Genomic DNA, 26,237 nt, shown 5'->3' on the forward strand with positions numbered 1-26,237 from the left:
ACGCCGTACACGATCACAGCGCAACCGGGTCGCCGTACCGCCAGACCCGGGCCATAGGCCGGCCGCCGGGCCTGCTACACCGGTGGTTACCGACCTGGGACCAAGGCACCGAGATGGCTCGACACGCCAAATTCATCATGGACACCGCCGACACCTCGTTCTTCTGCGACCCCCACAACCCGCGACAACGCGGCAACAACGAGAACACCAGCGACCTCCTACGCCAGCACCACCCACCCAAGGACACCGAACCGTCCACCCACACTCGGCTCAACCCCAACAGCATCGCATTCCTTCTCAACAACCACCCTCGAAAAACTCTCGGAGCCGCCAAGCAAAAAGAAACCCTCGGAACCCTCGACAAACCACCCGCTGAGGCAGGCGAAACACTCACTAGCCGACACCACCAAGTCAAGTATTTTATAAAAGTAGAGACCTTAGAAAATTTCGAATATCTTCCTGCGCACCACTGAAGGGAACATGCCCACCTAAGTAGTGGCGAGTAACAACTGAAAATCCTGAGTTTCGCAATTCCGTAGCTAGTGAATAAGACCAGCGAGCTGGAATGACCCAATCATTCAAACCATAACCAATCCAGACACGAGGCTTCACAAGATCAGTGGGTTGCCGCTGTTTAAAATCATGTCGTGGGAAAAATAAGTTATCGCCTATCTTGTAGGGTGAGTAAAGAAGCGCACCTAAAAATTTATCTGGATGGCGCACCAGCTCAAACAACGCCAAAGCAGCACCTTGCGAAAAACCCGCAACAACAATCCTGACATTGCCGGTTTTCTTGATAAGAAAATTGATATAATCATCAACTCTACCGGCAGCATCCTCAACTTCAGCTCCACCCGATACTTCCAGATGATCAATTTCTTGATCAAACCAGGCATCAACAACTTCTCCTGTAATGCGAGAAAAATGCTGCATAGGGGCTTTCAAAGCTACCGAGCCTACTCCCATTTCACACAACCTTGAAGTCATCGCCACATCTAACATCGTCATGGGTTCTTCACCCATCCCATGAAGCCATACTACTATCGCATGAATATCATCTATATTTTGTGGCATAAGCATCGAAGAGGAAAGCAAATGATCTCCAAACAAGAGTGGCGTAAAATGAACTACTGACGCTAAAAAACTTGGCGTTTTTTTGAAGGTTCGGTAAACACCATCGAAGCATACTGCCCACCAAAACCAAACGAGTTTTTTAGCACGTTACGAACAGGAAGATGGGTGACTTCTGTTTGAGTGGCTAACGCACATTTTGGATCTGGTTCCAAACATGTAGGAATAGGAGGCACCACACCATCACAAATACTCAACGCCGAAGCAATGCTTTCGATGACTCCCGAAGCAGCGGAACCATGTCCAGTCATTGACTTAATAGCCGCGACAGGGAGAGATGGAGCGCGTTTACCAAAAATCGCATGAATAGATCTTGCCTCCATCAAGTCATTCAGTTTTGTCGACGTACCGTGTGAGTTAACCTCGTCAACAGCATCAGGAGACACTTGAGCCGACCGAAGGGCGTCCGACATAACACGCTCAATACACTTAGCCTCAGGGGCTGTCACATGCCCTGTTCCAATGGAAAGTCCCCAACCAGAAATTTGAGCATAACTCTGTTCTACCCCACGATTACGCGCATGCTCATCCGATTCAATAATTATAGCAGCAGACGATTCATTGATAACCATACCAGAACGCCTCCTATCGAAAGGCATAGAAGACTGTTCGACTGGCCCCTCCCACCTTGATAAGGCCATTAGTTGAGCATATTGCGAAAGAACATATGGAGTGTTTCTCGAAACAGCTGCGCAAACAATAACAACATCAACTTGATCAAGTATAATCATTCTTGCAGCTTCAGCAATTGCTCGAAGCCCCCCAGCGCACGTAGCTTCGATCCGCTTTGCGTTAACTGGCGTTGCCAGCATTCGAGAAACATTAGCTGGGAAAGATGAGAGATCCATAACTTCAGGTGGAGGGGTACTCTGCTTGATATCATTAGTAATACTAACGCAATTATTTTGAACTCTATCATAGCGGCTTGCAAGACCTCGCAAATGCTGAGAGTAATCACGCGGATCTGAACCGCTTGGCCCCGGCCACACACGTACCCAAATCATTCCAACGCGAGAACCAAGGAGAGGTTCAACCGATGCATCGTCTAGAGCCTGTTTAACAGAATCATAGAGAAGCACATCACTCCATGACCTCCCAACAGATCCAGATCGTGTCAATACTTTCTCGCGATCATCAGAAGACAATAGCCCAGAAACCCAACCGCATGGAAGTCCCTCAACATCCATACGGTCATCAATTCGAATTCCTGACCTACCAGCTAGACAAGACCTCCAAAACTCTGCGACAGAAACACCAATCGGCGTAACCACTCCAGCACCGGTGATCAATATAGCATTCATCAACATTCATCCCTTTTACGAATAACAGCCGCTCCAGCCGAAGGACAATCCCAGCCATGAGCCAAACTCGTGATCAACACAGAGCCAAGAGACTCACTAACTTGACGCGATTTCCCAAAAACAACATCTATATCACCAAGATATGGATCAATCCGTGAGGTTAACCCAATTGGAGGGATTAACTTTCCGCCGATCAGCTCAGCAGCAAGAGCGACATCAACTAATGCCGAACATTCAAGCGCGTTTCCAATAGTTCCTTTACTACTCGTTATCGGCGCTTTCGTAACGGATGAACCGATCTCTACTTCAGCTAGATCAAGTTGTCGAGCCCCTGCTCCATTTGCCCACCAAAGATCAACGCTGTCACCATCATTTTTCAAGGCGCTCAGCGTTGCCTTGAAGGATTCCCGAACTGATGGAGCAGTAGTTGTTGTTACATCAACGAGCTGAATCGGCCGCTTCTCACCTTGAGGCTGCCATAAATCGCTACGCTCAATAACAATTGCTGCTGCTGCTTCTCCAAGAAGAGATCCACATCTGTTTATATCAAAAGGCCCCACGCCATCAGCTACATAGGGAGCAAGTGGTTCAACTCTAGAGAAGGCATCCATTAGTGTTGCTGAGGGACTAACTGAAACGCCAACAACCATCACGCGATCAAGTTCCCCGGAAGTAACCAAATCAACTGCAAGAGATAAACCAGCAAACCCACCACAGCTTCCCTCTCCATAAACCGCAACATTCGATCCGTGAAAATCTGATATTTCGGAAACAAATTGTCCGATTTGTGAAGGAATCCCTTTGATATATGAATAATCGGGAACTTCATCATATAGAAACTCGGGCAAAGCCTTACTACTAGTTCTGCTTTCAGACGCGAGACGAGGCAACAGCGCCCCGAGCTCATCACTTGAACTCGTACCTGAGGTCATGACGATTCCGCTCCGCAATGGATCAACTGTGAACGGATAAGATTCCGTAAGTCTTAAATCTTTAATTGCCTCTTGAGCGACTGTTACCGCAAGATGAGATTGACGATTAGCATATTTTTCACGATTTAACCACGAAGGGCCATTGGGCCACGAAACGTTTTCAGGGGAAACACGTGCAACGATTTTCTCTTCATTATCAAAACACACCACTTGACTTTGACTAGAAAATCCATTTTCCCCCCTCTCCATTGCGTTTAAAACTTTCCGCGACCCTTTTCCCAGTGAGGTTATCAACCCGACCCCAGATATCACAACTTGATAAGTCATACCAGTTCTTTACCAATCCTATTCTCTGCTTAAATACTTCGCTTGCGACTACGCGAACTCATCGGCAGCATCCCCCAAAGACGGTATCCACCATCTACAGTAATTGTCTGACCCGCAATCCAACTCGCCTCTGGGAGACAAAGAAGAGCCACAGCATCAGCGCTGCTTTCTGCCGTTGTGGTTCGACCACCAGGCCATGGAGTCACATTGTGTTCATGTTCGACACCATACGCAAAATCAGGTCGAACTCTCATAACCCTAGTCTGAACCAAGCCTGGCCTAACACAATTCGCAACGATTCCGTGGGGAGCGAGCTCGTACGAAAGATACTTCGTTATAGCTTCAACACCAGCCTTAGCGGCTGCGAACAGGCCAGCCCGCTCGATAATTCGCGTTGTTGTCGAATTAGTGATGGTGATGAGGCGTGCTCCTTCTTGTTCTTTCATAAAAGCTAGCGCATATTTCGCGAGCAGCCATGTTGCCCTCGAATTTGTATCTTGGACAAACTGCCACTGTTCAAGACTCGCCTCGCTAAGTTCAACAAATTTAGTAGCAGCAGCATTTTGTATCAGGATGTTAATATGTCCATATAAATCACCTACTTCCTGAACCAATCTACTCACATCATTAGGATCAGAAAGATCAGCTCGGTGTAAGCTTGACTCAACACCATCCTTCTCCAAATCAGCCAAAATCCGTTTGGCTTCACGAGGATGATCCACATACCCTACCGCGACTGTTGCCCCCCAACTAGCAAGCTTTTTCGTAATCGCCGCTCCAATTCCTCTCGACCCACCTGTAATCAGTGCAACGCGACCATCAAGCGGCTTCCATGCATCACCCATGCTACGTAACCCTTCAGTTATAAAAACAGCCATCAATTACTTATCGCTTTTTCGTCGGACCAAGACACTCATACGACCAATCGCATAGGTCCGATCATCTTCATCAACTACCCTGCGTAGGCTAGAAATAAGACCCACGGAACTATTAATAACCGAGGAAGATTCAGTCTCTACCGTGAAATAAAATGGAATATCTGGATACAAGGGTCGAACAAAATCCCAGTGCATCGAACGGAGCCCTATAATTGCTGCTGCTGATCCATGCTCAACTACCCAACCAGATGTAATCGCATGGATATAACCACCTGGTATAATTCTGTGATCGCGAGAACCATCTGAATTCACCTTACCTGTATGAATCGGATGTTTTTCTCCCAGCATATCTAAGAGCTTATCTAATAGCTCAGATGTAAAAATGAGTGGTCCATAACGACGCAAGGAAGAATCACGCATATCTTCCCAATATACGAGTTCTTTTGACCTATAGCGCATACTAGATCTCTTCATACTTAGGCCTTCCGCTTACTACTTGTGTCACCCCTGTAGAAAGCTTCTCTTATCTTGGGTGAGGGCGCATGACGAGTCGTCCTCCGTCAACAGTAATAACTTGTCCTTGGACATAATCAGCTTCAGCCGAAGCAAGAAATGAAACTACTGCAGCAATATCATCGGGAGTCCCCCAACGCGAGCCATCGGTTCCAGCACCAAGCTTATCGACTAGGTTTCGCGTCATGTCAGTCATTATTTTTCCTGGCGCAACAGTATTTGCTCGAATCCCTTTTCTTCCGACTTCCATGGCTACCGCGCGAGTGAATGATTCCACTGCCCCTTTTGAAGCCGCATAAGCCGCTTGACCCGGGCCTGGAATTCTAGCAGAGTTCGATGAGATATTGATTATGTTCCCATGCCCTTGATCTAACATATAGGGCAGTACGGCACGGGTCATCAAAAAAGTGCCAGTAATATTTACTTTAAGAACTCTTTCCCACTCTTGAAGCGTTGTCATCATAATCAGGTGATCGTCACTAATTGCAGCATTATTAATCAGTAAATCAATTCCGCCCGCTGACGCAATAACGTCCTCTACGAGACTATTTACTTCCGCTTCACTGGAAACATCAACCTGATGTGTAGTTACCTTCCCTTCTTCCGAAGAAATCATCTCAGCAACTTGCTCTGCTGCCCTCGCATCACGCTCATATAGAATATTCAAGACCATGCCGCGCTTTGCTAATCGCTTACTTATTGCCGCTCCAATACCACGCGAACCACCGGTAACAATCGCGACACAGTCTTTATCTTCTTTATAAGAAGTCGTCAGCATGTCATCACCATCATCAATCTGCTGGCCCATCAGAAGTTAGTAGATCAATTATGGATTGGACAGATCCATGGTGCTCAGGCAAGCCTTCTGTCCATTCATCAAGATCAAACGGCTTTTCAAGCTTACGTCGAATTCGTCGTGACAGTTGAAGCAAATCCAATGAATCCAGTCCGAGCCTGTCAGGTATGGAATCAGCCGGATGAATTTCCACATCACGAAGGGATGGCTTAACGTCTTGAATCAGTTGAATCAACGTTTCTTCAATATTTGCATCTGACATTTCTTCTCCCATTTTTACTTGCTGTCACTGCCCTTCCAGCAGCGTGGACACCTGTACCTAGCGACGCAACACTTACACCGCATCCTTGCTGCTGAAAGGATACCTCGCCTGATTAGGGCGCGCAACGGGCCGCCTCGCTATTCGTCCGGACAGTTACGAGGACAGTCTCCAACTAACTCCCCGCCGAAGGCAGCGTAGATTCATGGAGGATGCTCTCACACTGCATTGTTTCATGCATATTGGACAAATTGAATCAAATCAGCTCTCTGCTCCGTTTAGCGAGTCACGGCGAGTCATCCCAGTGTGTCCGGAGAGTCCGTCGCTCCTTGGGGAGGATGGGGGCATGCCGGGAAGTGCGCCGAAAGGGTGCCGGCAAGTCGGGGTTGACGCCGGCCAGTGGCCCAAAGCGACGACGGAGGTGAAGCGACTGGAGCGTAAGAACGCTGAACTCGAGCGCGTCGACATGATCCTTAAGTCCGCATCAGTTTTCTTCGCAGCCGAACCTGACCGGTCACGGCGCTGATCGCGGGCCTGCATCGGACGAGCGCGTCGGTTCCCGAGGCGGCGACGGTCGACGCCGAGGTGTCGAGACGATCCGCGACCTGTTATGAGCACCATGGACACGTTGCCGATTGCATTATACACCGTGAAACGACTGATGGGCGAGCTCGGTCTAGACGGTGTGATCACGATCACTGCGCGCCGTGATCGCCTCGATGAACGCATCACAGCCATGGCCGCCGACAGTCCTTGGACCGACACCGTTCACCGCCTGGGTTGTCTGCGCGGGTATCCACCCTGACCGGGTTCGGCCTAGCGGTCGAGATCGGCGACTGGACCCGGTTCACCGGCAACTCGATCGGCTCCTACCTCGGTCTGGTCCCGTCGGAGAACTCCTCGGGCCAGTCGCGGGCGTTGGGACCGATCACGAAGACCGGCAACGGTCATGCCCGTCGGCTGTTGGTCGAGGCTGCCTGGCACTGAAATGGTCCGGGTTTGCTTCCTGGGCGTTTACCCTGTTTGTTGTTGTCGCTGACAGCTGGTGTTGTTGCCAGTAGTCGGTCTCGACCTCGGCTGGTGTGCGGTAGTCGAGAGCTTGGTGGAGGCGCTTGGTGTTCCACCAGTTTACCCACTCGAAGGTGGCGATCTCGACTTCAAGGACGTCGGCCCACCGGCGGGTGTGGATGATCTCGTTCTTGTATGAGCCGTTCACGTTCTCGGCCAATGCGTTGTCATAGCTATCGCCCACGGATCCGGTGGATTCCACGATTCCAGCGTCGACGAGGTGCTGGTGGTAGGTCAGGGACACATATTGGGAGCCGTGATCACTGTGATGGATCAGCCCGGCCGTAGACTTCGCGTTCCAGATCGCTTGATTGAGTGCCTGCAATGGCAACGCTTCCGTTTTCATGGAACCTGACAGGGCCCAGCCGACAATACGACGGGAGAACACGTCGGTCACGAACGCCGCGTAGACAAAGCCCTTGGCAGTTCGCGCGTAGGTGATGTCAGCGACCCACAACTGGTTCGGGCCCTTCGTGGTGAAGTCTCGCTGGACCAGGTCCGGACGAGTATCCACGCCCTTGCCTTTGCGTGTAGTGACGGGGTTCTTGCCTTTGCGTTTGCCTGCTACGCCGGCCGGAGCCATGATCCTGCGGGTCTGCTCACGCCCAATGATGACTCCGAGACGACGCAGGGCATGCCACATCTTCCGCACCCCATAGACCCCATAGTTTTCGGCGTGAATTTCACGAACCAGCTTGACAAGCTCACGATCTCGCACCTGGCGCGCCGAGGGCGCGCGAGTCTTCGCGTCCCGGTAACCACGCGAAGACAGGAAGCCCCCCTCACGCTCCTTGTTCAAGGTCGCACAAATGAACTCGACCGTGGAACGATCACGATACTCGTCGATGAACGCAGTCATTTCCGACGTTTCGGGTCGAGTTCCTTCGCGAAAAAAGCCGACGCGGCTTTCAACAGTTCGTTCGTGTCGCGTAGCTCTTGGTTCTCCCGGCGTGGCCTGGCGTTCTCGGCAATCACGTCTTCCTCGGCCCGTACGATCCGGCCCGTCTTACGAGCTTGTTGCAGCCATTGGCGGGCGGTGTGCCACGAGACCCCAAGTTTAGGCGCCACGACCTGGCACGCTTCCTGAATCGAGATCCCCTCGGCAAGGATCCGGTCCTCGACCAACCGGACAACCCGGTCCTTGGCGTCCTGATCAAATTTCTTTGGCATACCCCAGATTTTCCCATCCACTCGAACGGAAGAAAACCTGGACCATTTCAAGCCCTGCTACAAGGCCCACGCGTTCGAACGCGGCGCCTGCGCCCACATCAGCACCACTTATCGGTGATGATCTCACGTGGGATGTGTCGCAGAAGACGGGAGGGCGGCCCGCCACGACCGCCCCGAGGCTTGTCGGTGCGTGAGAAGAAAACCACCAAGGGACAGGCCGCGAACCAGCCATCACGCGGCCGACCCGGACCCGGATGCACGGCCTGTGCCGGAAGATCCACGCGGCGGCCAATGACGACCCTGAAATGGTCCAGGTTTTCTTCCGTTCGAGTGGATGGGAAAATCTGGGGTATGCCAAAGAAATTTGATCAGGACGCCAAGGACCGGGTTGTCCGGTTGGTCGAGGACCGGATCCTTGCCGAGGGGATCTCGATTCAGGAAGCGTGCCAGGTCGTGGCGCCTAAACTTGGGGTCTCGTGGCACACCGCCCGCCAATGGCTGCAACAAGCTCGTAAGACGGGCCGGATCGTACGGGCCGAGGAAGACGTGATTGCCGAGAACGCCAGGCCACGCCGGGAGAACCAAGAGCTACGCGACACGAACGAACTGTTGAAAGCCGCGTCGGCTTTTTTCGCGAAGGAACTCGACCCGAAACGTCGGAAATGACTGCGTTCATCGACGAGTATCGTGATCGTTCCACGGTCGAGTTCATTTGTGCGACCTTGAACAAGGAGCGTGAGGGGGGCTTCCTGTCTTCGCGTGGTTACCGGGACGCGAAGACTCGCGCGCCCTCGGCGCGCCAGGTGCGAGATCGTGAGCTTGTCAAGCTGGTTCGTGAAATTCACGCCGAAAACTATGGGGTCTATGGGGTGCGGAAGATGTGGCATGCCCTGCGTCGTCTCGGAGTCATCATTGGGCGTGAGCAGACCCGCAGGATCATGGCTCCGGCCGGCGTAGCAGGCAAACGCAAAGGCAAGAACCCCGTCACTACACGCAAAGGCAAGGGCGTGGATACTCGTCCGGACCTGGTCCAGCGAGACTTCACCACGAAGGGCCCGAACCAGTTGTGGGTCGCTGACATCACCTACGCGCGAACTGCCAAGGGCTTTGTCTACGCGGCGTTCGTGACCGACGTGTTCTCCCGTCGTATTGTCGGCTGGGCCCTGTCAGGTTCCATGAAAACGGAAGCGTTGCCATTGCAGGCACTCAATCAAGCGATCTGGAACGCGAAGTCTACGGCCGGGCTGATCCATCACAGTGATCACGGCTCCCAATATGTGTCCCTGACCTACCACCAGCACCTCGTCGACGCTGGAATCGTGGAATCCACCGGATCCGTGGGCGATAGCTATGACAACGCATTGGCCGAGAACGTGAACGGCTCATACAAGAACGAGATCATCCACACCCGCCGGTGGGCCGACGTCCTTGAAGTCGAGATCGCCACCTTCGAGTGGGTAAACTGGTGGAACACCAAGCGCCTCCACCAAGCTCTCGACTACCGCACACCAGCCGAGGTCGAGACCGACTACTGGCAACAACACCAGCTGTCAGCGACAACAACAAACAGGGTAAACGCCCAGGAAGCAAACCCGGACCATTTCACCCACCGACGGCCGGTTCACGACGCCCAAGCCCACACCAGTGCATGCGGGTACCCCCGCACCCCACCGACTATGACGTGACAAGCACAGTCTCCACGCCGGCAGGCACCATGCCGCCGGAGCCCACCGTCAAGTGGCCTGCACCCCACCCGGAGCCCGGCCCAAGTCCCGGACCAAGCGCCCAGCCATGCCCACGATGCCCAGGCCCCACCGAACCAAGCCTCCTCGACAACAGCAGCGGCCCTTCGAGCAATGATTCGACCATATCCTCTCCGATCCGGACATGGGACATGCCGGGCCGGGCATGACCACCCCTCCCCCCAAACTCCCGAGACTCCCCTCAGTCCAAAACCGACAAGAACGTCAACCAAGCCATCAACCAGATCAGGTGGCGGACCAAACAGGCCCCACCCACCTAAAACCCGTAACCCCCCAGGCCCCGCCACGGACGCTTCACCGAAATCTCCTCGGAAACCACCACAGCCGCGCCCGGAATCATGCCCACCCACACCCACACCCACACCCACACCCACAAGCGTCACAGAAAACCTGGCAGTCTCTCTCAACGGTCAACGTGGCGTTAACGGGGCATTACGGTGGGTCATGGAAAGGGTCCCCTCCCAGCGGATGAATGGTTTCAGCACCACCCATCGTGCCGGACAGAGACCCGTTCCCCTCCTCCTCCCAACCCCGACGTCCACAACGTTCTGATCCGCAACAGCTAAACACGGCCCTAACCGTAACCGCCCCAAAGAAAGCGCATAGAACCCTGTGCACACATCGACGTGCCTTCGCCTTCCCAAGCCATGATCCGAGATCATACCCCTTATACGGCCCGCAGTCCCGCACCGATATTACCGCTACGACCTGACACCCCATAAGAGCACTTCTAGGTTGCGACGGCATGTCACGCGTCCGTGGCACCCCTAGACAGATACTAAGTGTTCGCGTATTATGTCTTTTAGGGAAGAGTCCATCAAGATTCTGCAACTTACTACAGTTACAGAACTTTTAATCACGATAATAGCATACTAACCTCTTTTCAGATTATTAGTAATGAAATATCTCAGCAAAAGGCTAAAATGAGTAGAAAAAAGTCTCCACTTGACCGAAACTCATGCTGTCATGACCTCGCCGCCTGGCTCAGACGACAACGCAAGAAGTCGAATCTCACGTACCGTCAAATGGAAGCTAAGGCAGGAAGCTATTCAGCATCAACCTTTTCGCGCGCTGATTCTGGTTGTCACATACCTTCATATGCAGTCGTCGATGCATACACCGAGGCATGTGGTGCAAATAAAGAACACGCCAGACAGTTGTGGATCAAAGCGCTGCTCTCTTCTCCACACAAATACGGATTGCAGGTTCCTACTATTGATACTTGTCTTTACGCGGGCCAGCTAATACAACTGATGATCAGATTGCGGCTCACTTCTGGACAGCCTTCATTGCGAAAACTTGAACAGAATGCAAACAAAGCAGGAAGAGTACTCCCAAAAAGTACCCTCGCTGATGTCCTTAGGGGGAAAAGAGCACCTTCAAGAAAAATTCTTGAAGCCTTCATTTTTGCATGTGGAGTATCAGAGCAGGAAGCAGAGCTATGGGTTGACGCACTCAAACGAACCCAGAGGACTAGATGGATCCAAGACGAATTAAATAGGTAGTAACTAAATCTTATTAAGCTGAATTATTTTCGACTTTACCGCGACGCTGTTTCTCCTACCAATTTTATAACTTGAGACTTACTTAGATGAGAATTGCTTAAATTGTTGCTTCGTCAAGCACCTACCTTTCCGTACCGTATAATAAATAAGTTCTTCAGTAAGACACTTTCATCTGATCAATAATTTGAGCGGCGTAATAAAACGTCATGAATTTATCATCATCAAGCCCCGCAAGCATGTTACACAACAATTCATCTCGCAACTTCATATCAGCTTCCAAAGCTTCTCGTCCAGTGGGAGTGATATTTAATACACTTCGCCTACCATCTATCGGATCGATTGATCGCCTAATGAGCGCGTCACCCTCAAGTTCCGCGAGGGGTCGCGTCAATGACTGTAAGTGTTGGCTTTCTTCAAAAGCAATCCGAGACGGACTTCCATCTTTCTCGCGCGCTAAATTACTTAGAATCGTTATCTTATTATTACTTAACGCTGACTTACCTCGCTCTACCCGAAGCAGCCGAGCGAGCCGCAGTACCACCAATCTAAGCAAAGGAGCAACTTCTCTCACCGTAATCTTATTTTCCATGCAGTAATTGTATCATGTGACGACGTTCATTCCTGCCTTGTTTTATACAAAGTCATTGATTTAGGACTTATTTTATGTTTATGAGACTGACAAGAGATGGTCTTAAAGGCGGCGCGGAGACGATGGTGGTGGTGCTGCCGACGTTCTGGTCGATGCTCCAGCTGGGGACGTGGTGGGACCCTCCCGTCGACGCGATCGTCTTCGCCGTGATGCTGGGAGTCGCCCTGCCCCGCGCCCTGCGGACCGTCAACCGGTCCGAGCTTCCCGCCGCGCTCGGGATGTTCACGGCATCGAGCGGCGCGGCGATCGGGTGCGGAATGCTGCTGGCCTCCGACACGTGCCGGAGGGCGTGGGGCTGCGCCGCCTTCTCGACGGGCGTCGCCCTGCTGGTGTGGCAACGGCGCTTCGCCCCGACCCTGAGGCGACCGGGAGTGATCGCCTCGACGCCGTTCATCGCCGTTCTGGTGTCGCCGAAGAGCATCGACCCGACATGGGAGCTCCTGGGATGGATGCTCGTCGCCGCAGGAATGGCCATGACGTGGGCGCTGACCGTACGGGCGCTCAGCGGTCTGGCGGAGCCTCCGTCCCGCCCCGAGTCCCCACGTCGGCGAAGGGGCGGTCTGAGGACGAGCACGCGGATGGCGATCCACCTGGGATGCGCGACCGCCGCCTCCTTCGCAGCAGCGCAACTCATGGATCCCGATCACTTGGTGTGGCCCGTTCTCACCGCCCTGATCGTCCACAGCGCCAACCAGGGACGCGGCGATGTGCTCTGGAAGGGAGTCCAGCGCATCATCGGCGCACTCGCCGGGACCGGGATCGCCACCGTCCTGTCCACGTGGTCGAGTACCGGCGAGGCCACCACCCTGGTCGCTCTCTTCGCCACCCTCGCAGTGGCGGCGGCGGCGCGCGCCTATGGTTACGTCTACTGGGCGGCAGGCATCACCGCCGCTCTCACCTTCCTGTACGGGTATTTCGGCGAGTCCGCGAGCGAGATGCTGGGCCACCGGCTTCTCGGCGTCCTGGTCGGCGGGGCGATCGGCATCGCCTGCGCATGGTTCGTCCTCCCCGTGCGTACAGCCGACGTGACGCGACTGCGCATCGGCACCCTCCTGGCGCTCTGTCGCGACGCCCTCACCGCGATCGCCCGGGGCGTGACGGCCGGGGAACTCGAACAGCCCCTGGCGACGGCCGACCAGCGCCTCGCCAGGCTCGACGGCACGGTGGGCGCCGCGGGGCGTCTCGGTTCGGGGACCGCTCGGCGGATGCGGGGCGTCATGGTCGAGACGCACGCCCTGGCCTCCCGACTGCTCGAGGTGATCGCCACCGGCACGCCGATGGAGCGCGAGGAGCTGAGTCGGCTGACCCGCGAACTCGCCGCCGCGCGCCAAGAGCTCGCAGCCCTGGCGGGGTCCTCCCCGCGGGCGTCCGGGAGCCTTGAGCGGCCAGGAGAGGAGCGGCCGACGCCGACCGCTCGTCGTGCCGACCCCGGCGGGCTCAGTCCGTGAACGGTTCGAAGGCTAAATCAGTCGGGGCGCCCGGTCGCCGCTCGGCCGGCGTCGGCGACGAGGATCTCGCGGACGGCCTCGACGAGGTCCTCGGGCAGGGGCGCCGCCCGCCCGTGGACGATCCCCCGCACCCGGGCCTCGCGCAGCGCGACGAGCTGGTCGAGCGGGGAGCCCTCGGCGACGAGACGGCTGATGAAGCCCTTCGCCGTGTGCGCGCACTGGGCCGCGGCGAGCAGCTCGTGGACGCGCCCGGCGACGTCGTTGGCGCCCAGCACGGCGCCGGGCACGTGCGCGGTGAGGCCCTCGGCCGCCGCGGCGTCGCCGAGGTCGACCCGCAGGCCCTCGCCGCGGGCGGACCCGCCGACGCCGACGAAGCGCACCCGCCAGTGCCGTCCGGCCGGGATCGCGCCCGTCGCGCCGACGGCCGGGTGCACGGTGAGCGTGCGGGCGCCGTCGTCCCACTCGATGCGGGTGCGGGCGGTGGCGGGTTCGAGGGCCCCGTCGTCCTCGACGAGCTCGTAGGCCCCGTCGGCGCCCGGCACGACGAGCAGCTCGAGCTCGTCGGGGTTCTCGGTGGAGGCGCCGACCGCCAGCGGGACGATCGAGCCGGCGCGGGCGAGCACCGGGATGGCGTCCAGCCCCCGGCGCATCGTGAGGAAGCGGTCGCCCCGGTGGACGATCCCCGTGAGGACGTCGACCCAGGTGCCCGGCGGGAGCCAGACGCGGGCCGCGGCGGTCTGCGAGGCCTCGTCGCGGGGCCGGGTGAGGGGCGCGACGAGCAGGGCGCGGCCGAGCAGGTACTCGTCGAGGGCCTCGTAGGACTCGGGCCGGTCGCCCCACTCGTGGTAGACGGGCCGCACGAGCGGCGCCCCGGCCGCCCATTCCGTGTACAGATAGGGCACGAGCGCGTGGCGCATCCGCAGGAAGCGCGTCATGACCTCGCGGGCCGGGGCGCCGTAGTTCCACGGCTCCTTGCCGGCGAACGGGTCGTCGGTCGAGTGCAGCCGGTTGAACGGCGAGAAGACCCCGAACTGCAGCCAGCGGGTGGCCAGCTCGTCGTCGTGGACGCCGAAGATGTGCCCTCCGATGTCGTGGCTCCACATGCCGTAGCCGATGTTGGCGGCCGTCGCGGTGAACCGCGGCTGGAAGGCCAGCGAGGCCCATGTGGCGACGGTGTCGCCCGAGAAGCCCACCGGGAAGCGGTGCGAGCCGGGCCCGGCGTAGCGCGACAGGATGAGCGGGCGCCTGCCCCGGGCGGCCATGTCGGCGGTGTGCAGCTGGTTGAGCCGCCACAGCGGGTCGACGCCGTCGGGGCCGACCTCGCCCTGCTGCCAGTCGATCCACCAGAAGTCGACGCCCATGTCCTCCAGCGGATGGTGCACCTGCTCGAAGTAGGCCCTCCGGAACGCCGGGTCGGACAGGTCGAACTCGACGGGCAGGCCGCCGGACGGGTCCCGGCCGAGCGCCTCGCACACCGCCGGGTAGCAATCCTCGTGGGCGCGAATGCCATCGGCGGGGTGCACGTTGAGGGTGACGCGCAGGCCGCGCCCGTGCAACCCGGCCAGGAAGCCCGCCGGGTCGTCGAAGAGCTCGCGGTTCCACGTGTAGCCGGTCCAGCCGTGCCCGGTGGCGGGATCGACGTCGGTGACGTGCCAGTCCATGTCGATGACCGCCACCGAGAAGGGGATGCCCTCGTCGGCGAAGCGGTCCATGAGGCGCTCGTACTCGCCCTGCGTGTAGGCGTGGTAGCGGCTCCACCAGTTCCCGAAGGCCCAGCGCGGGATGAGCGGCGGGCGCCCGGCGATGCGGTAGAGGTCCTCGACGGCCCCGGCGTGGTCGGCGCCGTGGACGAAGACGTAGAGGTCGACGGCGCCGGGCTCCCTGGGCAGGAGCCGTTCGCCGTCGACGACGCACGAGGCCGAGTCGTCGAGCACCGACAGGCCGTTGCGGGTGGCGAGGCCCTCGCCCATGTCGATGGGCCCGTCGGCCCCGTCGAGGGTGCGGGCGGTGCCGCCGAGGTTCGAGGCCAGGCCGAGGGCGGGGCCGAACAGGTTCGGCAGCGGCAGCCCGTAGCGCCACTCCGACTGGTAGGTGCCGCGGCCCCTGACGCGCAGCGAGCTCGGAGCGGGCTCGGTGCCGTCGTAGTCGAGCTGGAAGGCGGCGGTGATGACCTGCGCCGCGCCGGGCTCCCGGCGCACCTGGGCGCGCACGGGCGCCCAGGGCCGCGCGGTCACCACCTGGGTGGGGCGGTCCTCGAAGACGCCCCGCGGGCTCCACTCGTAGCGCAGCAGATGCTCGCCGAGGACGCTGATGCGCCAGTGCTCACCTGTCAGCCGCAGCTGCTCGTACTCCGTCAACGGCATGATTCCCCCTTGTCATCCGACCTGCCGCGTTCCCGACCAGCCTAGTGGATGCGGCGTCGTCCGGGCGCGCCCGGACACCTGGGCGCATCCCCGGCCCCGCGGCGGCAGTCTCCGCACGGGATTGACATCACCCTTGGTGAGAGCGCACACTCGATGCATTGTTCCCCACCGCCCAGCAGGGTTGGTGGGGATTTTTCGAGGAGGAGCGATGACGCTCAACGCCGTGGTGGTCATGGACTACCAGAACGTCCACTTGACCGCCCACGACGTGTTCGACAGGCACGGGGGCAAGCACGAAGCCCTCATCCACCCGAGGCGCTTCGCAGAGGTCGCCATCCAGCGCAGGAACAAGACGCAGAGAGACGGACACCCCGCCGCCCTGCTCAAGGAGGTCATCGCGTTCCGCGAACTTCCCCACAGCCACTACGACTGGGAACAGAACCGTCGATGCTCGGCCCAAGCACGGCAGTGGCGGCTCGACGGAGCGACCGTGGTGCTGCGCGATCTCAAGTACTCCTTCAAGTTGACCGCTGAGGGGACCCCGGACATGGACACATGCGGGCACAAAGTACCCACGGGGCCGGGCCGGGAGAAGGGCATCGATGTCCTCGTCGCACTGACCTGTCTGCACCAAGCGCTGCTCCCCGATGTCGCTCTGGTCATCCTCGCCTCCAGGGACACCGATCTCGTGCCGGTGCTCAACACCCTCATCGACATGAGACGCGAAGACCCCGCCGTGGCCAAGGTCGAGACCGTGAGCTGGTTCAACAGGAACGCCCGCCGAGAGGGCAACCTCCCCGGGGGAAGTCTGAGGCCCGACCGAGGCAGACGCGTCTGGAACACCAACCTCGATCGCCGATGCTTCGAGGCGTCGCTGGACAGGAACGACTACTCCTGAACGACGCGTCGGGGCCGGCCCGGGCGGAGCGACGCACCGGCCCGCGCCTCACACCAGGAGCTGAAGGGCCTCGGCCACGCCGATGGCCAGGGCGGCCCCAGGACCACCCGCGACAGGTCGTGGCCGCGCCAGCCGAGCACCAAGGCGACCCCCAGGGCGACGAGCCCGGTGGTCGACGAGGGAGCGTCGGTGAGAACGGCGGGGAAGGCCATCGCCGACAGCACCGCGTAGGGCAGGTGGTGCAGGAAGCTGAGCATCCACTGGTTCGTGATGCGTCGCCGGATCGCCAGCAGCGGGACGGCCCGCATGAGGTGGGTGACGGTGGCCATGATCGCCACGCCGAACCACGGGTTCACGTCCCGGCCCCCCTGCTCGTCGTCGGGCGCGGGCACCGGGACGACGGTGGCGGGCACCGCCGAGATCACCAGGGCGGTGACGATGATCCGCCACCCCGAGGCCGGGTCGGTCCGCACCGCGAGCAGGGTGCTCAGCCCGGTGCCGCCCGCCACGACGCCCAGCACGGGACGCGCCCGGGCGGCGGCCGGGGTGACGATCGCCACGAACATGACGTACATGAGCAGGCCGAAGGCCGCGGTGAGCCGCTCCGGGAGCGCATTCCCCACCAGGCCGCCGAGCACCGTGCCGCTCGTCCACCCGAGGATCGGCAGCGCGCAACCGCTCGGATGGGAGACGACGGCGAGCCGGGCGCGCGACATCCCCAGCGCGTAGATCTCATCGGTGATCCCCAGGGCCAGCAGCGTGCGTCGCACGGCGCCGACCCCGGGACCCGGACGCTGGCCCAGCGAGATCGACATGAGAACGTACCGCAGGTTCACCAGGAAGACCCCCGGGGCGAGCTGCAGCCACGAGCCGCCGCCGGTGATCACCGCCACCCCGGCCAGTTGGCCGGAGGAGGAGACATTGGTGAACGAGATGAGCCCGGCCGTCGCCGGGGGGAATCCCGCCGCGGGCGCAGTACAGTCCGAAGGCCGTGGCCACGAAGAAGTAACCGACCATGATGGGGATCGAGTCCCCCATTGCGGTGAGGATCTCCTCGCGCCTGGTCACCGCGACACTCTATGCGCGCGGGCAGCCCGGCGTCGAGCCGCCCCACCCCTCGGGACCGACCGACAGGACGGAGCCGACTCGCGTCATGAATTCCCCGAGGAAGCGTTCGACGTCGACCTCCACCGCGACCCCGACCGTCTTCACGGGGTCCGACAGCCCCGCGAGACTGCCGATGGTGCGTCCTCTGGTCGGCCCCTCCAGATCGACCTGCATGGTGATGGGAAGCAGGGTGACCAGGCTCCGATCGGCGGCCACCGCGACGGCGAGCGGGTCGTGCAGACCGCAGCCGGCGATGTCCATGGCCTTCGTCTCGAAATCGATGTAGTAGTCCGTCATGTCCGCGTAGCAGCGACCGGCCTCCGTGCCAAAGTCGCGCCACGTCGATGTCTCGGCCTTGGTCAGGAGGGTCTGGTGGGTGACGTCCAGGCCGACCATGACCACCTCGGCCCCGGACCGGAACAACCGGTCGGTGGCCTCGGGGTCCTGGCTGACGTTCGCCTCCGTCCACTTGTTCACATTGCCCTCGGTGGTCAGCGCGCCGCCCATCATGACGATCGGCCCCATGGCGTCCTTGATCGTCGGGTCCTTCTCGAGAGCGGCGACGATGTTCGTCGCCGCGCCGGTCGGGATGCAGGTGAGGTCCTCGCCGTACCGGTGCGCCGATTCGATGATGAAGTCAGTGGCCGTCTGCTGTTCGACGTTGCGCCCGGCGGTGGGGATCTCGATCTCGCCGATGCCGTTCCCGCCGTGGATGAAGGCCGAGAGCTCGCTCGGGGTGAAGGAATCGGTGGTCAGCGAGTGGCCGACCCCGGCGAACACCGGGACGTCCGTGCGCCCCAGCAGTTCGAGAACGGCCAGTGAGTTGCGCACCGACCGTCCGACCGTGACGTTGCCGTACGTGGCGGTGATGCCGATGAGATCGAGTTCCGGGCTGCCGAGGGCATAGGCGATCGCGAGCGCGTCGTCGATCCCGGTGTCGAGGTCGAGGATGATCTTCTTGGTCATGATGTTCTTCCTCCGTTCGGTAGGTGTGTGTCAGCGGGCTCCGGGGGGCTTGTTCACAACTCGGCAGGTGCCAGGCAGGCCCCTCACCGCAGGACTCGTGGAGGCCTGTTCGCAGGGGCCCCGCCTCGACGCGTCCCCCTTGCCGGGTCTCCATCCTGTCGAGCCGTGAGCAGGCCTCCCGGAGACTCGTTCACAGCATTCGCGGTGAGCGTTCCGGGGTGCGCCGTCATGCCCGTCCTGGTCACCAGACGAAAAGCCCGACCATGCCCGCCGACAGCAGGGAGACGAGGATTCCCGAGAGGAGCATGCGGCCGACGTTCTTCGCGATGAGTTCATTGCGCTCCTTGTCGACGATGCCCTTGAAGGTGCCGATGATCATGCCGAGGGTGCCGAAGTTGGCGAAGGAGGTCAGGAACACCGTGAGGACCGCTTGGTGATGCGGGGGGAACGTGGTGACGACGTCCGTGACCAGGCCCATGGCGACGAATTCGTTGGTGACGAGCTTGAGACCCATGATCTGCGACATGTCCCATGCGGCCGAGGGGTCGAGCCCGAGCAGGAGTGAGGGGACGTACATGAAGACGCCGAGGATCGATTCGAGCGACAGCGGCGACCAGATGGCGCCGAGGATCTTGTCGATGAGGGCCGCGAGGGCCACGAAGGTGATGACGTTCGCCGTGACGATGAGGACGAGCCTGCCGCCATTGAGGATCGAATCGCCGAGGAAGGAGAAGAAGGGCTCCTTCCTGGGTCTGTTCGGATCGCGTGCGACGATCCTTCCGAACCGGGCGCCGAGCCCCGACCGCGCCGTCGCCGCGGCGGCGGGCCGGGACGCGGCGGGCTGGGGCGCCGGGCCCTGCTCCGAGGCGACCGCGGCCGGCACGGGCCGTTCCCCAGCATCCACCGTCAACCCGTCCTCGTAGGTGTAGATGACGTCCTCCTCCCTCGTGACGTCGACGGGGTAAAGCATCGACGTCACGATGAGAGCGTTGAGGCAGTTGAGCGGGACCGCGGTCAGGGTGTACTCCGCCGGCATCATCTGGATGTATGCGGCGAGGATCGATGCCGTCACGCAACTCATCGTCATCATCGCGATCACGACGTTGCGGGCCGGCGACATCTTCTGAAGCTGGAGCTTGGAGACGACGGGGGCCTCCGTGTTGCCGAGGAACATCATCTCGATGGAGTAGAAGGTCTCGAACTTCGGCCGGCGGGTGATGATGCTCAGGCCACGGCCGATCCACTTGATGACCCAGGGCAGGAAACCGATGTACGTGAGGATGTCGAAGATCGGCAGGATCAGCAGGATCGGGAGCAGCGCGGAGACCACGAAGTTCACCGGCTGGGGATTGAGGCCATCGGCGCCGACCCAGTTGGCGAGCGCGAAGTTGATGCCCGTCCAGGCGACGTCGACGAGCTCGTTGAAGGCCGCAGCGGCCCCTTGGACGGCGGCCCGGCCCCACGGGAAGCTGGTGAGGACCCAGGCCAGCGCCAGGTTGAGCACCGTGAGGATGCCGACGGACTTCCAGTCGATCTTCTTGCGGCCGTGCGAGAACACCAGGCCGATTGCGAGGAATGCCATGATGCCCATGGCGTCGAGTGCGAGATACATGTGAGACCCTTCGGGGGTTGTGCTGGTGAGGCTTGTTCACCGGGGCTCATGCAGGCTTCATTCCAGGAAGCCTGTCCATGGGAGCCCCAGCCGCGGTGCTCCCCCTGGCCGAGCACTCATCCCGTCGTGCTGCGGATGAGCCTCCGTGAACCCACTGCCCAGGTGCTCCGCTTGGGCCTGGTCAAGGTTCCGCACAGGTCTCACCGCATCTGCGGAACGAGTTCCGACCGGGGTTGCGATTGTTGTCGACCTCCTTGTGAACAAGATTCGGAGGCTTATTCAAAACTCTTGACAAACCAGGCTCTGATCAGATATTTCTTGATGACGCGCTAGTTTTGAACAATCCTCCCGGTGTACTGGGGTTTCATTCGGAATCCGACAGCCGCCGGGCGGAGTCCCCGGCCAGGCCGCCCATGGGGCGGGATTCCGAACGATGAGGCCTGTCCACAGGGGCTGGATCATGATCGTCGCCCCTGGGCGCAGCGTCATCCGCGAACGCCGTGAACAAGCCTCGGTCCTCCGGGGGCTGGACCGACCCCGTCCCCTCCATCAGATCTGCGGAAGCCTGCGTACGGCGTCCTCGACGACGTTCCAGAAACGATCGACGGCCAGGCCCGTACCGACCTTGGTCCGGCATTCCGGATTCTCTCCGGCCCGCAGGTCGACGACGGTCATGCCATAGGTGACCCACCCACGGATCTCGACGTCGAGCGGTGCCCGCCGGGTCTCGACGATCGTCGGGTCGATGACGTACGCCACGGCGCACGGATCGTGCGTGGGCGGATCGGGGAAGGCCTGCTGATTCCGGTAGGTGGCGCGGAAGAAATCCATGAGCCCGTTGACGACTCCCGCAAGCCTCGGGCTGGCGGCGCAGAGCCGCTCCTGGATCTCAGGGGTGCACAGCGCGCGGTGCGTGACATCGAGCCCGATCATCGTCACCGGCCACGTCTCGTTGAAGACGATGTGAGCGGCCTCGGGGTCGCACAGAATGTTGAACTCCGCCACGGGCGTGGCGTTCCCCGGCCCATGGGCTCCGCCCATCAGGACGACCTCCTTGACGCGGTCGACGATGCGCGGTTCGAGCCTGGCCGCCAGCGCGATGTTCGTCAGCGGTCCCGTCGGCACCAGGACGACCGTCCCGGGCTCGCGCGCCATGATCTCGTCGATCATCCAGCCGACCGCGTGCCGATCGGGGAGCTCGCGGGTCGGCTCGGGGAGCTCCACGCCGTCGAGCCCCGTCCGCCCATGGATCCCGGCCGCGTCGATCGCCTCACGGACCAGTGGCCGGCGGGACCCGGCATGCACGGGCGCATCGGGGCGGCCGGCCGCCTCGCAGATCGCCCGGGCATTGTATGTGACCTTGTCCAAGTCCTGGTTGCCACCGACCGTGGTGATGCCGATGAGATCGACCTCGGGACTGCCGAGCGCCATGAGGATGGCGATCGCATCGTCGTGCCCCGGGTCGCAGTCGAGGATGATTGCTGCTGCCACGATGAAACTCCTTCGTCCGCGTGGTTCGACCCGGCCGTGCCCCTTCCTCGGGTCGTCGGCCCTGGCCCCGAACCTCCCACTCGCCCGGCTCCCGGCGATCGATCGATGGTCGATGCGATGCGCGGTCTTGACGATCCGGTCGGCTCGTGCGATTGTTGTAGCACGTTTGGAAACGTTTCCACAAGGGGGTGGCGATGACGAATCCCAAGAACTCCGGCCCGTCCGAACCGACCGGCTCCCCGCAGGGCGCCGAGGCGACGCCGACGGACAGCGATCCCCGCACCCGGTCCCGTCCGACCATCAAGGACGTCGCCGCACGCGCCGGCGTGTCGCTCGGAACCGCCTCACGGGTCCTGACCAACCACCCGGCCACATCCCCAGCCGCACGCGAGAAGGTCCGTGCAGCCGCCCTCGCCCTCGGCTACCAGGTCAACCTGCGGGCCCGCTCGCTGCGGACCGCCAGGACGAATGCGATCGGCCTGATCGTGCCCGACATCCGCAACCCCTTCTTCGCCGGCCTCGCCCAGTCCATCCAGACGGAGGGCCTCGCAGACGGCTTCACGGTCTTCATCGCCTCCTCGCAAGAGGACCCGGACCAGCAGGACCAGCACCTGCGCACCCTCCTGGAGGAACAGGTCGACGGCCTGATCGTCGTCCCACTCGGCGGGATGACGCCGATGCTCGACCGGCTCAGGGACCAGCAGATCCCCTTCGTCACCGTCGACCGCACGCTCGACGGGCTCAAGGCCCCGTCCGTGGACGCCGATCCCCTTCCCGGCGTGTACGCGGCGGTGGAGGCCCTCAGGGATCTCGGCCACCAGCAGATCGTCTACGTCGGCTCCCTGCTCGGCTCCTCGACCGGGCGCGAACGCCTTCTCGCCTTCGACAACGCCAGCGATGCGCTCCTGTCCAGCACGTCGCGCATGGTCATCGCGGCGCCTCTGGACGGCGACGACTGGCTCCGCGAGCTCGACTCGTTCCTCGGGGACGGGGCCACCGCGGTCCTCTTCGGACACTCCCGGCACGCCCTCCGCGCGTTCGGCCACCTCCGTGACGCCGGAAGGGCCATCGGCGATCAGGGCATCTCGCTCGTCTCCTTCGACGACCTGGACGTCTTCAGCCTTCTCACCCCGGCCATCGCCGCCATCACGCAGCACCCGGAGCAACTCGCCGGCAGGGCGATGGCCATGCTGTCCGCCATGATCGACGGCGAACGACCGGGCTCGCAGCGGATCGAGACCTCGCTGATCCCCCGTGAATCCCTCGCCCCACCGGCCACCGGGTGACCATCCGCGGGAGCGCACCGGGCGGGAGCGAACCGCAGCCCCGGGGCCCGGACCACCGCGCCGGGCCCACAGCATCCGATCAACCACCGAACCGAGGGACCAATCATGGGACGCGTCATCGTCATCGGATCCATCAACGAGGACATCACGGTCACCGTCGACCGCCTGCCCCGCCCAGGGGAGACCCTGTCGGGCACATCGTTGACCCACCGCCTCGGCGGCAAGGGCGCGAACCAGTCGGCCGCGGCCGCCCACGCCGGCGCGCAGAGCCTCTTCATCGGCAGGGTGGGGGCGGACCAGTCCGGAGCAGCCATTCGCGCCGAGCTCTCCTCGCACGGGGTCGACGTGTCGCACCTGCTCGTCGACGACGACACCACCACGGGCATCGCGATGATCGCCGTGAGCGCCTCCGGCGAGAACACGATCATCCTGGACGCCGGCGCCAACGGGCGGGTGACGGCCGAACAGGCGCGCGAGGCCGTCGAACCGTCCCCAGGGGACGTCGTGGTCCTGCAGGGCGAGATCGGCGCCGAGGTCAACGAGCGGGTGATCCGCTGGGCGCACCGGGCCGGCGCCCGCATCGTCTTCAACATCGCCCCCGCCTACAGGGTGGCCCCGGAGGTCCTCGCCCTGGTCGACTGCGTCGTCGTCAACGAGACCGAGGCCGGGATCGTCCTCGGCCGTCCGGCGCCCCAGGACACGGACAGCGCCCTCGATGCGGCGGACGGGCTCGTGGGCCTGGGGCCCCGTTCCGCGCTCGTGACCCTGGGGGGGCATGGTGCGGCCTGGTCGGACGGCGACCGGAGCGAGCACGTGCCCGCCCTGGAGCTGGGCCCGGTCGTCGACACGACCGGGGCGGGCGATGCCGCCGTGGGCGCGCTCGCAGCCGCCCTCGCCGCCGGATCGGACTTCCCCGGGGCCGTCAGGGCGGGGGTGAGGGCGGGATCGACCGCCGTTCTCGCCGAAGGCGCGGCCGCCTCCTACGCCGGGATCGAGCCCCTGCAGGCCCCCTGAGGGACTCGGAACCGCGGGATGGACCCTGCTGGGAGGGCCCACCGGACCGGCCTGGCATCCTGCGGGCCCCCTGGGATTCGGAACCGCGGGATGGCCGCCGAGGGCGAAGCGACGGCATGGGGCGGCGGAGGATCAGCGGCCGGATCGCCGGCGGGGTTCGATGCTCCTCTCCGCTCACGCCGGGCGCCCGGTGGACCACGCGGGCCGCGCCATGCCGGTGACCGCGCGCCCCGCACCGAGCACCCGGGGACGAGCCGGCCACGACGGGGCCGGGTCGGACGAGCGCCGCATCCCGGCTCACGAACGTCGGCGCACAGATCGTGACCGGACAGCCCCGTCGAGTAACATATCGATTATCAACGCATCGATAGTCGATATGCTCTGATGGTTCACCCGACCAGCCGTCTCACCGCGGAGGCAGCCGTGGCCACGTCGACAGACGCCCGATCAGCGGACCGCCCGATGCGCACGGCGAGCAGCGATGACCCACATCCTGTGACCGGCGCGAGAGGAGACACCATGAACACCGACATGACAACCCCTACCGGCCCCGCTGCGGCCCAGCCGGCCACCGCAGGGCCCACGGCGCAGCACGCCCGCTTCACCATCCGGCACCGGGTTCGCGCCATGGTCGACGAGTTCTCCCCGGCGGGCGACAATCCCTTCCCCGGCACCGGCCGGATCAGCGCCACGCTCAGCGCCGCCGTCATCGCGCTGTGCCTGGCGATCCCCCCGTTCCTGGAGATCCTGACCCTGGTGCAAGAACACGCGCTGCTCGTCACCGTCGACGCGCCCTCGTCGGGCAGCGTGCCCGCCGGTTACGAGGGCATCGCCGAACCGGCCGGCGGGCTTGGCGCGCAGTATCTCTACGTGGGAGCCCCCGCATGGGCGCTCGCCGCCTGCGGGGTTCTTGCTGCGGCTTACGTTGTCCTCCTGTTCTGCTGCGCGATCGGCGTGGGGCGAGTGTGCATTGCCACCGTCCCCCGGGATGACGCGAACGGCACCGATCCGAATGCGCCCTGGCGTCGAGTGGTGCACGAGACGAGGCGCCTGGGCCGGAGCGTCGTCGCTGCGGCAGCGGCATGCGGCGGCTGCGCCTGGGTCGTTCCGTCGATCGCCGTGCCCTCCCCCGCCACGGAGGAATCGCCGCCCCTGGTGACCGCCGGCCACTTCAGTGGCGTGGCCTGGATCACCGCGTTCGTCATCGCCAGTTTCATGGCCTTCCTGGCCCATGCGCTCTCCCGGCTCCACGATCGCACCACCCGCCTGACCGCCGAGAGCACCGTCCTGCGCGAGCAGACCGAGGGGCTGGTATGACGACGACCGCCGCACGCCGGACGGCAGCGGACGATGCGGGACAGAGGGATGCTGCACCTGTGGTCGGCGATGTGAGTGCTGCCCCGACGTCCGGTCCGCACGTCGTCTGCCACCTGGACCGGCTCCTCGACGCGCGCGGCATGACGCTCGTGGAGCTCTCCGAGCAGGTCGGGGTCACCGTCGTGAACCTCTCGGTGCTGAAGAACAACCGGGCGAAGGCCATCCGCTTCTCGACGCTCGTGGCCATCTGCGGGGCGCTGGGCTGCGATGTCGGCGATCTGCTGGAGGTCACCACGGAGGCGGCAGAAGCGGCCGGGCCCGGCACCGACGGCTGATGGGCCCGTGCCAGGGGTGTGGCTGGGCCTCGAAAAGCCAGGGCTCGACCCCGGAGGCGCCGGGCATCTTGCAGACTCCAGCGCCCCACCCGCGAGCTCGCAGGCGAT

General features: G+C 61.5%; 22 protein-coding genes and 2 pseudogenes. 10 read left to right on the forward strand and 14 right to left on the reverse strand.

The genetic code is table 11. The features are described 5' to 3' along the window. Nucleotides 1–420 precede the first annotated feature (420 nt). The 7 genes from EGX94_RS05755 to EGX94_RS05785 form a co-directional block, all read right to left on the reverse strand. Entirely contained in the window at nucleotides 421–1,023 is a 603-nt protein-coding gene (locus tag EGX94_RS05755) for an alpha/beta hydrolase (RefSeq protein ID WP_192962699.1), read from the reverse strand. A gap of 113 nt (nucleotides 1,024–1,136) precedes the next feature. Next, nucleotides 1,137–2,438 carry a beta-ketoacyl-[acyl-carrier-protein] synthase family protein gene (locus tag EGX94_RS05760; protein WP_123826015.1) on the reverse strand — a complete coding sequence of 434 codons (1,302 nt, stop codon included), beginning with the start codon at nucleotides 2,436–2,438 and terminating at the stop codon, nucleotides 1,137–1,139. Next, a complete protein-coding gene (locus tag EGX94_RS05765) occupies nucleotides 2,432–3,691 on the reverse strand; it encodes a beta-ketoacyl synthase N-terminal-like domain-containing protein (protein ID WP_081707289.1) in 1,260 nt (419 codons plus the stop codon). The genes EGX94_RS05760 and EGX94_RS05765 overlap by 7 nt, the downstream gene beginning before the upstream one ends. A gap of 29 nt (nucleotides 3,692–3,720) precedes the next feature. After that, on the reverse strand, nucleotides 3,721–4,536 hold the full coding sequence (locus EGX94_RS05770; protein WP_192962700.1) for an SDR family NAD(P)-dependent oxidoreductase: 816 nt from the start codon (nucleotides 4,534–4,536) through the stop codon (nucleotides 3,721–3,723). A 36-nt stretch (nucleotides 4,537–4,572) separates the two neighbouring features. Next, on the reverse strand, nucleotides 4,573–4,989 hold the full coding sequence (locus EGX94_RS05775) for a hotdog family protein (RefSeq protein ID WP_123826017.1): 417 nt from the start codon (nucleotides 4,987–4,989) through the stop codon (nucleotides 4,573–4,575). Nucleotides 4,990–5,092: 103 nt separating this feature from the next. Further along, the gene (locus tag EGX94_RS05780) at nucleotides 5,093–5,890 is read right to left on the reverse strand and encodes an SDR family NAD(P)-dependent oxidoreductase (RefSeq protein WP_021796498.1); all 798 of its coding nucleotides are present in this window, start codon (nucleotides 5,888–5,890) and stop codon (nucleotides 5,093–5,095) included. Continuing rightward, a complete protein-coding gene (locus EGX94_RS05785) occupies nucleotides 5,874–6,152 on the reverse strand; it encodes a phosphopantetheine-binding protein (protein WP_021796494.1) in 279 nt (92 codons plus the stop codon). Before EGX94_RS05785 ends, EGX94_RS05780 begins: the two co-directional genes overlap by 17 nt. Before the next feature lie 604 nt (nucleotides 6,153–6,756). Between EGX94_RS05785 and EGX94_RS13740 the strand changes: the two genes are divergently transcribed. Together EGX94_RS13740 and EGX94_RS13745 are read left to right on the forward strand one after the other, a co-directional pair. Beyond that, a complete protein-coding gene (locus EGX94_RS13740; RefSeq protein ID WP_226906054.1) occupies nucleotides 6,757–6,942 on the forward strand; it encodes a hypothetical protein in 186 nt (61 codons plus the stop codon). Then, on the forward strand, nucleotides 6,918–7,124 hold the full coding sequence (locus EGX94_RS13745) for a transposase (protein ID WP_404825142.1): 207 nt from the start codon (nucleotides 6,918–6,920) through the stop codon (nucleotides 7,122–7,124). Before EGX94_RS13740 ends, EGX94_RS13745 begins: the two co-directional genes overlap by 25 nt. Nucleotides 7,125–7,191: 67 nt before the next feature. Here the strand turns inward: EGX94_RS13745 and EGX94_RS05795 are convergent. After that, nucleotides 7,192–8,375 (reverse strand): annotated as a pseudogene (locus tag EGX94_RS05795) (IS3 family transposase); the annotation flags it as partial. 351 nt (nucleotides 8,376–8,726) lie between these two features. Here EGX94_RS05795 and EGX94_RS05800 point away from each other — a divergent pair. Both EGX94_RS05800 and EGX94_RS14300 read left to right on the forward strand, forming a co-directional pair. Continuing rightward, nucleotides 8,727–9,910 (forward strand): annotated as a pseudogene (locus EGX94_RS05800) (IS3 family transposase); the annotation flags it as partial. Between the two features lie 1,253 nt (nucleotides 9,911–11,163). Continuing rightward, nucleotides 11,164–11,643, forward strand: a complete 480-nt coding sequence (locus EGX94_RS14300; protein ID WP_404825143.1) for a hypothetical protein — start codon at nucleotides 11,164–11,166, stop codon at nucleotides 11,641–11,643. A 154-nt stretch (nucleotides 11,644–11,797) separates the two neighbouring features. Here EGX94_RS14300 and EGX94_RS05810 read toward each other — a convergent pair whose 3' ends face one another. Continuing rightward, nucleotides 11,798–12,232, reverse strand: a complete 435-nt coding sequence (locus EGX94_RS05810; RefSeq protein WP_123826019.1) for a MarR family winged helix-turn-helix transcriptional regulator — start codon at nucleotides 12,230–12,232, stop codon at nucleotides 11,798–11,800. Between the two features lie 80 nt (nucleotides 12,233–12,312). Here EGX94_RS05810 and EGX94_RS05815 point away from each other — a divergent pair, with 80 nt between their 5' ends. Further along, complete coding sequence (locus EGX94_RS05815; protein WP_192962701.1) at nucleotides 12,313–13,740, forward strand: FUSC family protein; 1,428 nt, start codon at nucleotides 12,313–12,315, stop codon at nucleotides 13,738–13,740. Between the two features lie 17 nt (nucleotides 13,741–13,757). Here EGX94_RS05815 and EGX94_RS05820 read toward each other — a convergent pair whose 3' ends face one another. Next, complete coding sequence (locus EGX94_RS05820) at nucleotides 13,758–16,103, reverse strand: glycoside hydrolase family 31 protein (protein ID WP_123826021.1); 2,346 nt, start codon at nucleotides 16,101–16,103, stop codon at nucleotides 13,758–13,760. A gap of 208 nt (nucleotides 16,104–16,311) precedes the next feature. On the opposite strand from EGX94_RS05820, the gene EGX94_RS05825 reads away from it, so the two are divergent. Continuing rightward, the gene (locus EGX94_RS05825; RefSeq protein ID WP_021798641.1) at nucleotides 16,312–17,001 is read left to right on the forward strand and encodes a PIN domain-containing protein; all 690 of its coding nucleotides are present in this window, start codon (nucleotides 16,312–16,314) and stop codon (nucleotides 16,999–17,001) included. Here EGX94_RS05825 and EGX94_RS05830 read toward each other — a convergent pair. From EGX94_RS05830 to uriH, 4 genes are all read right to left on the reverse strand, one after another. Then, nucleotides 16,992–17,936 (reverse strand): AzlC family ABC transporter permease, encoded by a 945-nt coding sequence (locus EGX94_RS05830; RefSeq protein ID WP_226906074.1) that lies wholly within the window; start codon nucleotides 17,934–17,936, stop codon nucleotides 16,992–16,994. The two genes, EGX94_RS05825 and EGX94_RS05830, sit on opposite strands and share 10 nt — an antisense overlap. 142 nt (nucleotides 17,937–18,078) lie before the next feature. Beyond that, nucleotides 18,079–19,074, reverse strand: coding sequence for a nucleoside hydrolase (locus EGX94_RS05835; protein ID WP_021798644.1), 996 nt, complete (start codon nucleotides 19,072–19,074; stop codon nucleotides 18,079–18,081). A gap of 241 nt (nucleotides 19,075–19,315) precedes the next feature. Further along, a complete protein-coding gene (locus EGX94_RS05840) occupies nucleotides 19,316–20,686 on the reverse strand; it encodes a nucleoside transporter C-terminal domain-containing protein (RefSeq protein WP_123826023.1) in 1,371 nt (456 codons plus the stop codon). A 549-nt stretch (nucleotides 20,687–21,235) separates the two neighbouring features. Next, a complete protein-coding gene (gene uriH / locus EGX94_RS05845) occupies nucleotides 21,236–22,177 on the reverse strand; it encodes a uridine-preferring nucleoside hydrolase UriH (RefSeq protein ID WP_021797535.1) in 942 nt (313 codons plus the stop codon). Nucleotides 22,178–22,371: 194 nt separating this feature from the next. Here uriH and EGX94_RS05850 point away from each other — a divergent pair, with 194 nt between their 5' ends. The 4 genes from EGX94_RS05850 to EGX94_RS05865 all read left to right on the forward strand — a co-directional run bounded on the left by EGX94_RS05850 (nucleotide 22,372) and on the right by EGX94_RS05865 (nucleotide 26,129). Continuing rightward, on the forward strand, nucleotides 22,372–23,463 hold the full coding sequence (locus EGX94_RS05850) for a LacI family DNA-binding transcriptional regulator (RefSeq protein WP_051383790.1): 1,092 nt from the start codon (nucleotides 22,372–22,374) through the stop codon (nucleotides 23,461–23,463). A 105-nt stretch (nucleotides 23,464–23,568) separates the two neighbouring features. After that, entirely contained in the window at nucleotides 23,569–24,477 is a 909-nt protein-coding gene (locus tag EGX94_RS05855) for a ribokinase (protein ID WP_021797527.1), read from the forward strand. 519 nt (nucleotides 24,478–24,996) lie between these two features. After that, complete coding sequence (locus tag EGX94_RS05860; protein WP_043121568.1) at nucleotides 24,997–25,794, forward strand: hypothetical protein; 798 nt, start codon at nucleotides 24,997–24,999, stop codon at nucleotides 25,792–25,794. Between the two features lie 71 nt (nucleotides 25,795–25,865). Then, complete coding sequence (locus EGX94_RS05865) at nucleotides 25,866–26,129, forward strand: helix-turn-helix domain-containing protein (protein WP_226906055.1); 264 nt, start codon at nucleotides 25,866–25,868, stop codon at nucleotides 26,127–26,129. Nucleotides 26,130–26,237: the final 108 nt, after the last annotated feature.

The sequence above is a fragment of the Propionibacterium acidifaciens genome (genome assembly GCF_003798325.1).
In the GTDB taxonomy this organism is placed as follows: Bacteria; Actinomycetota; Actinomycetes; order Propionibacteriales; family Propionibacteriaceae; genus Propionibacterium; species Propionibacterium acidifaciens.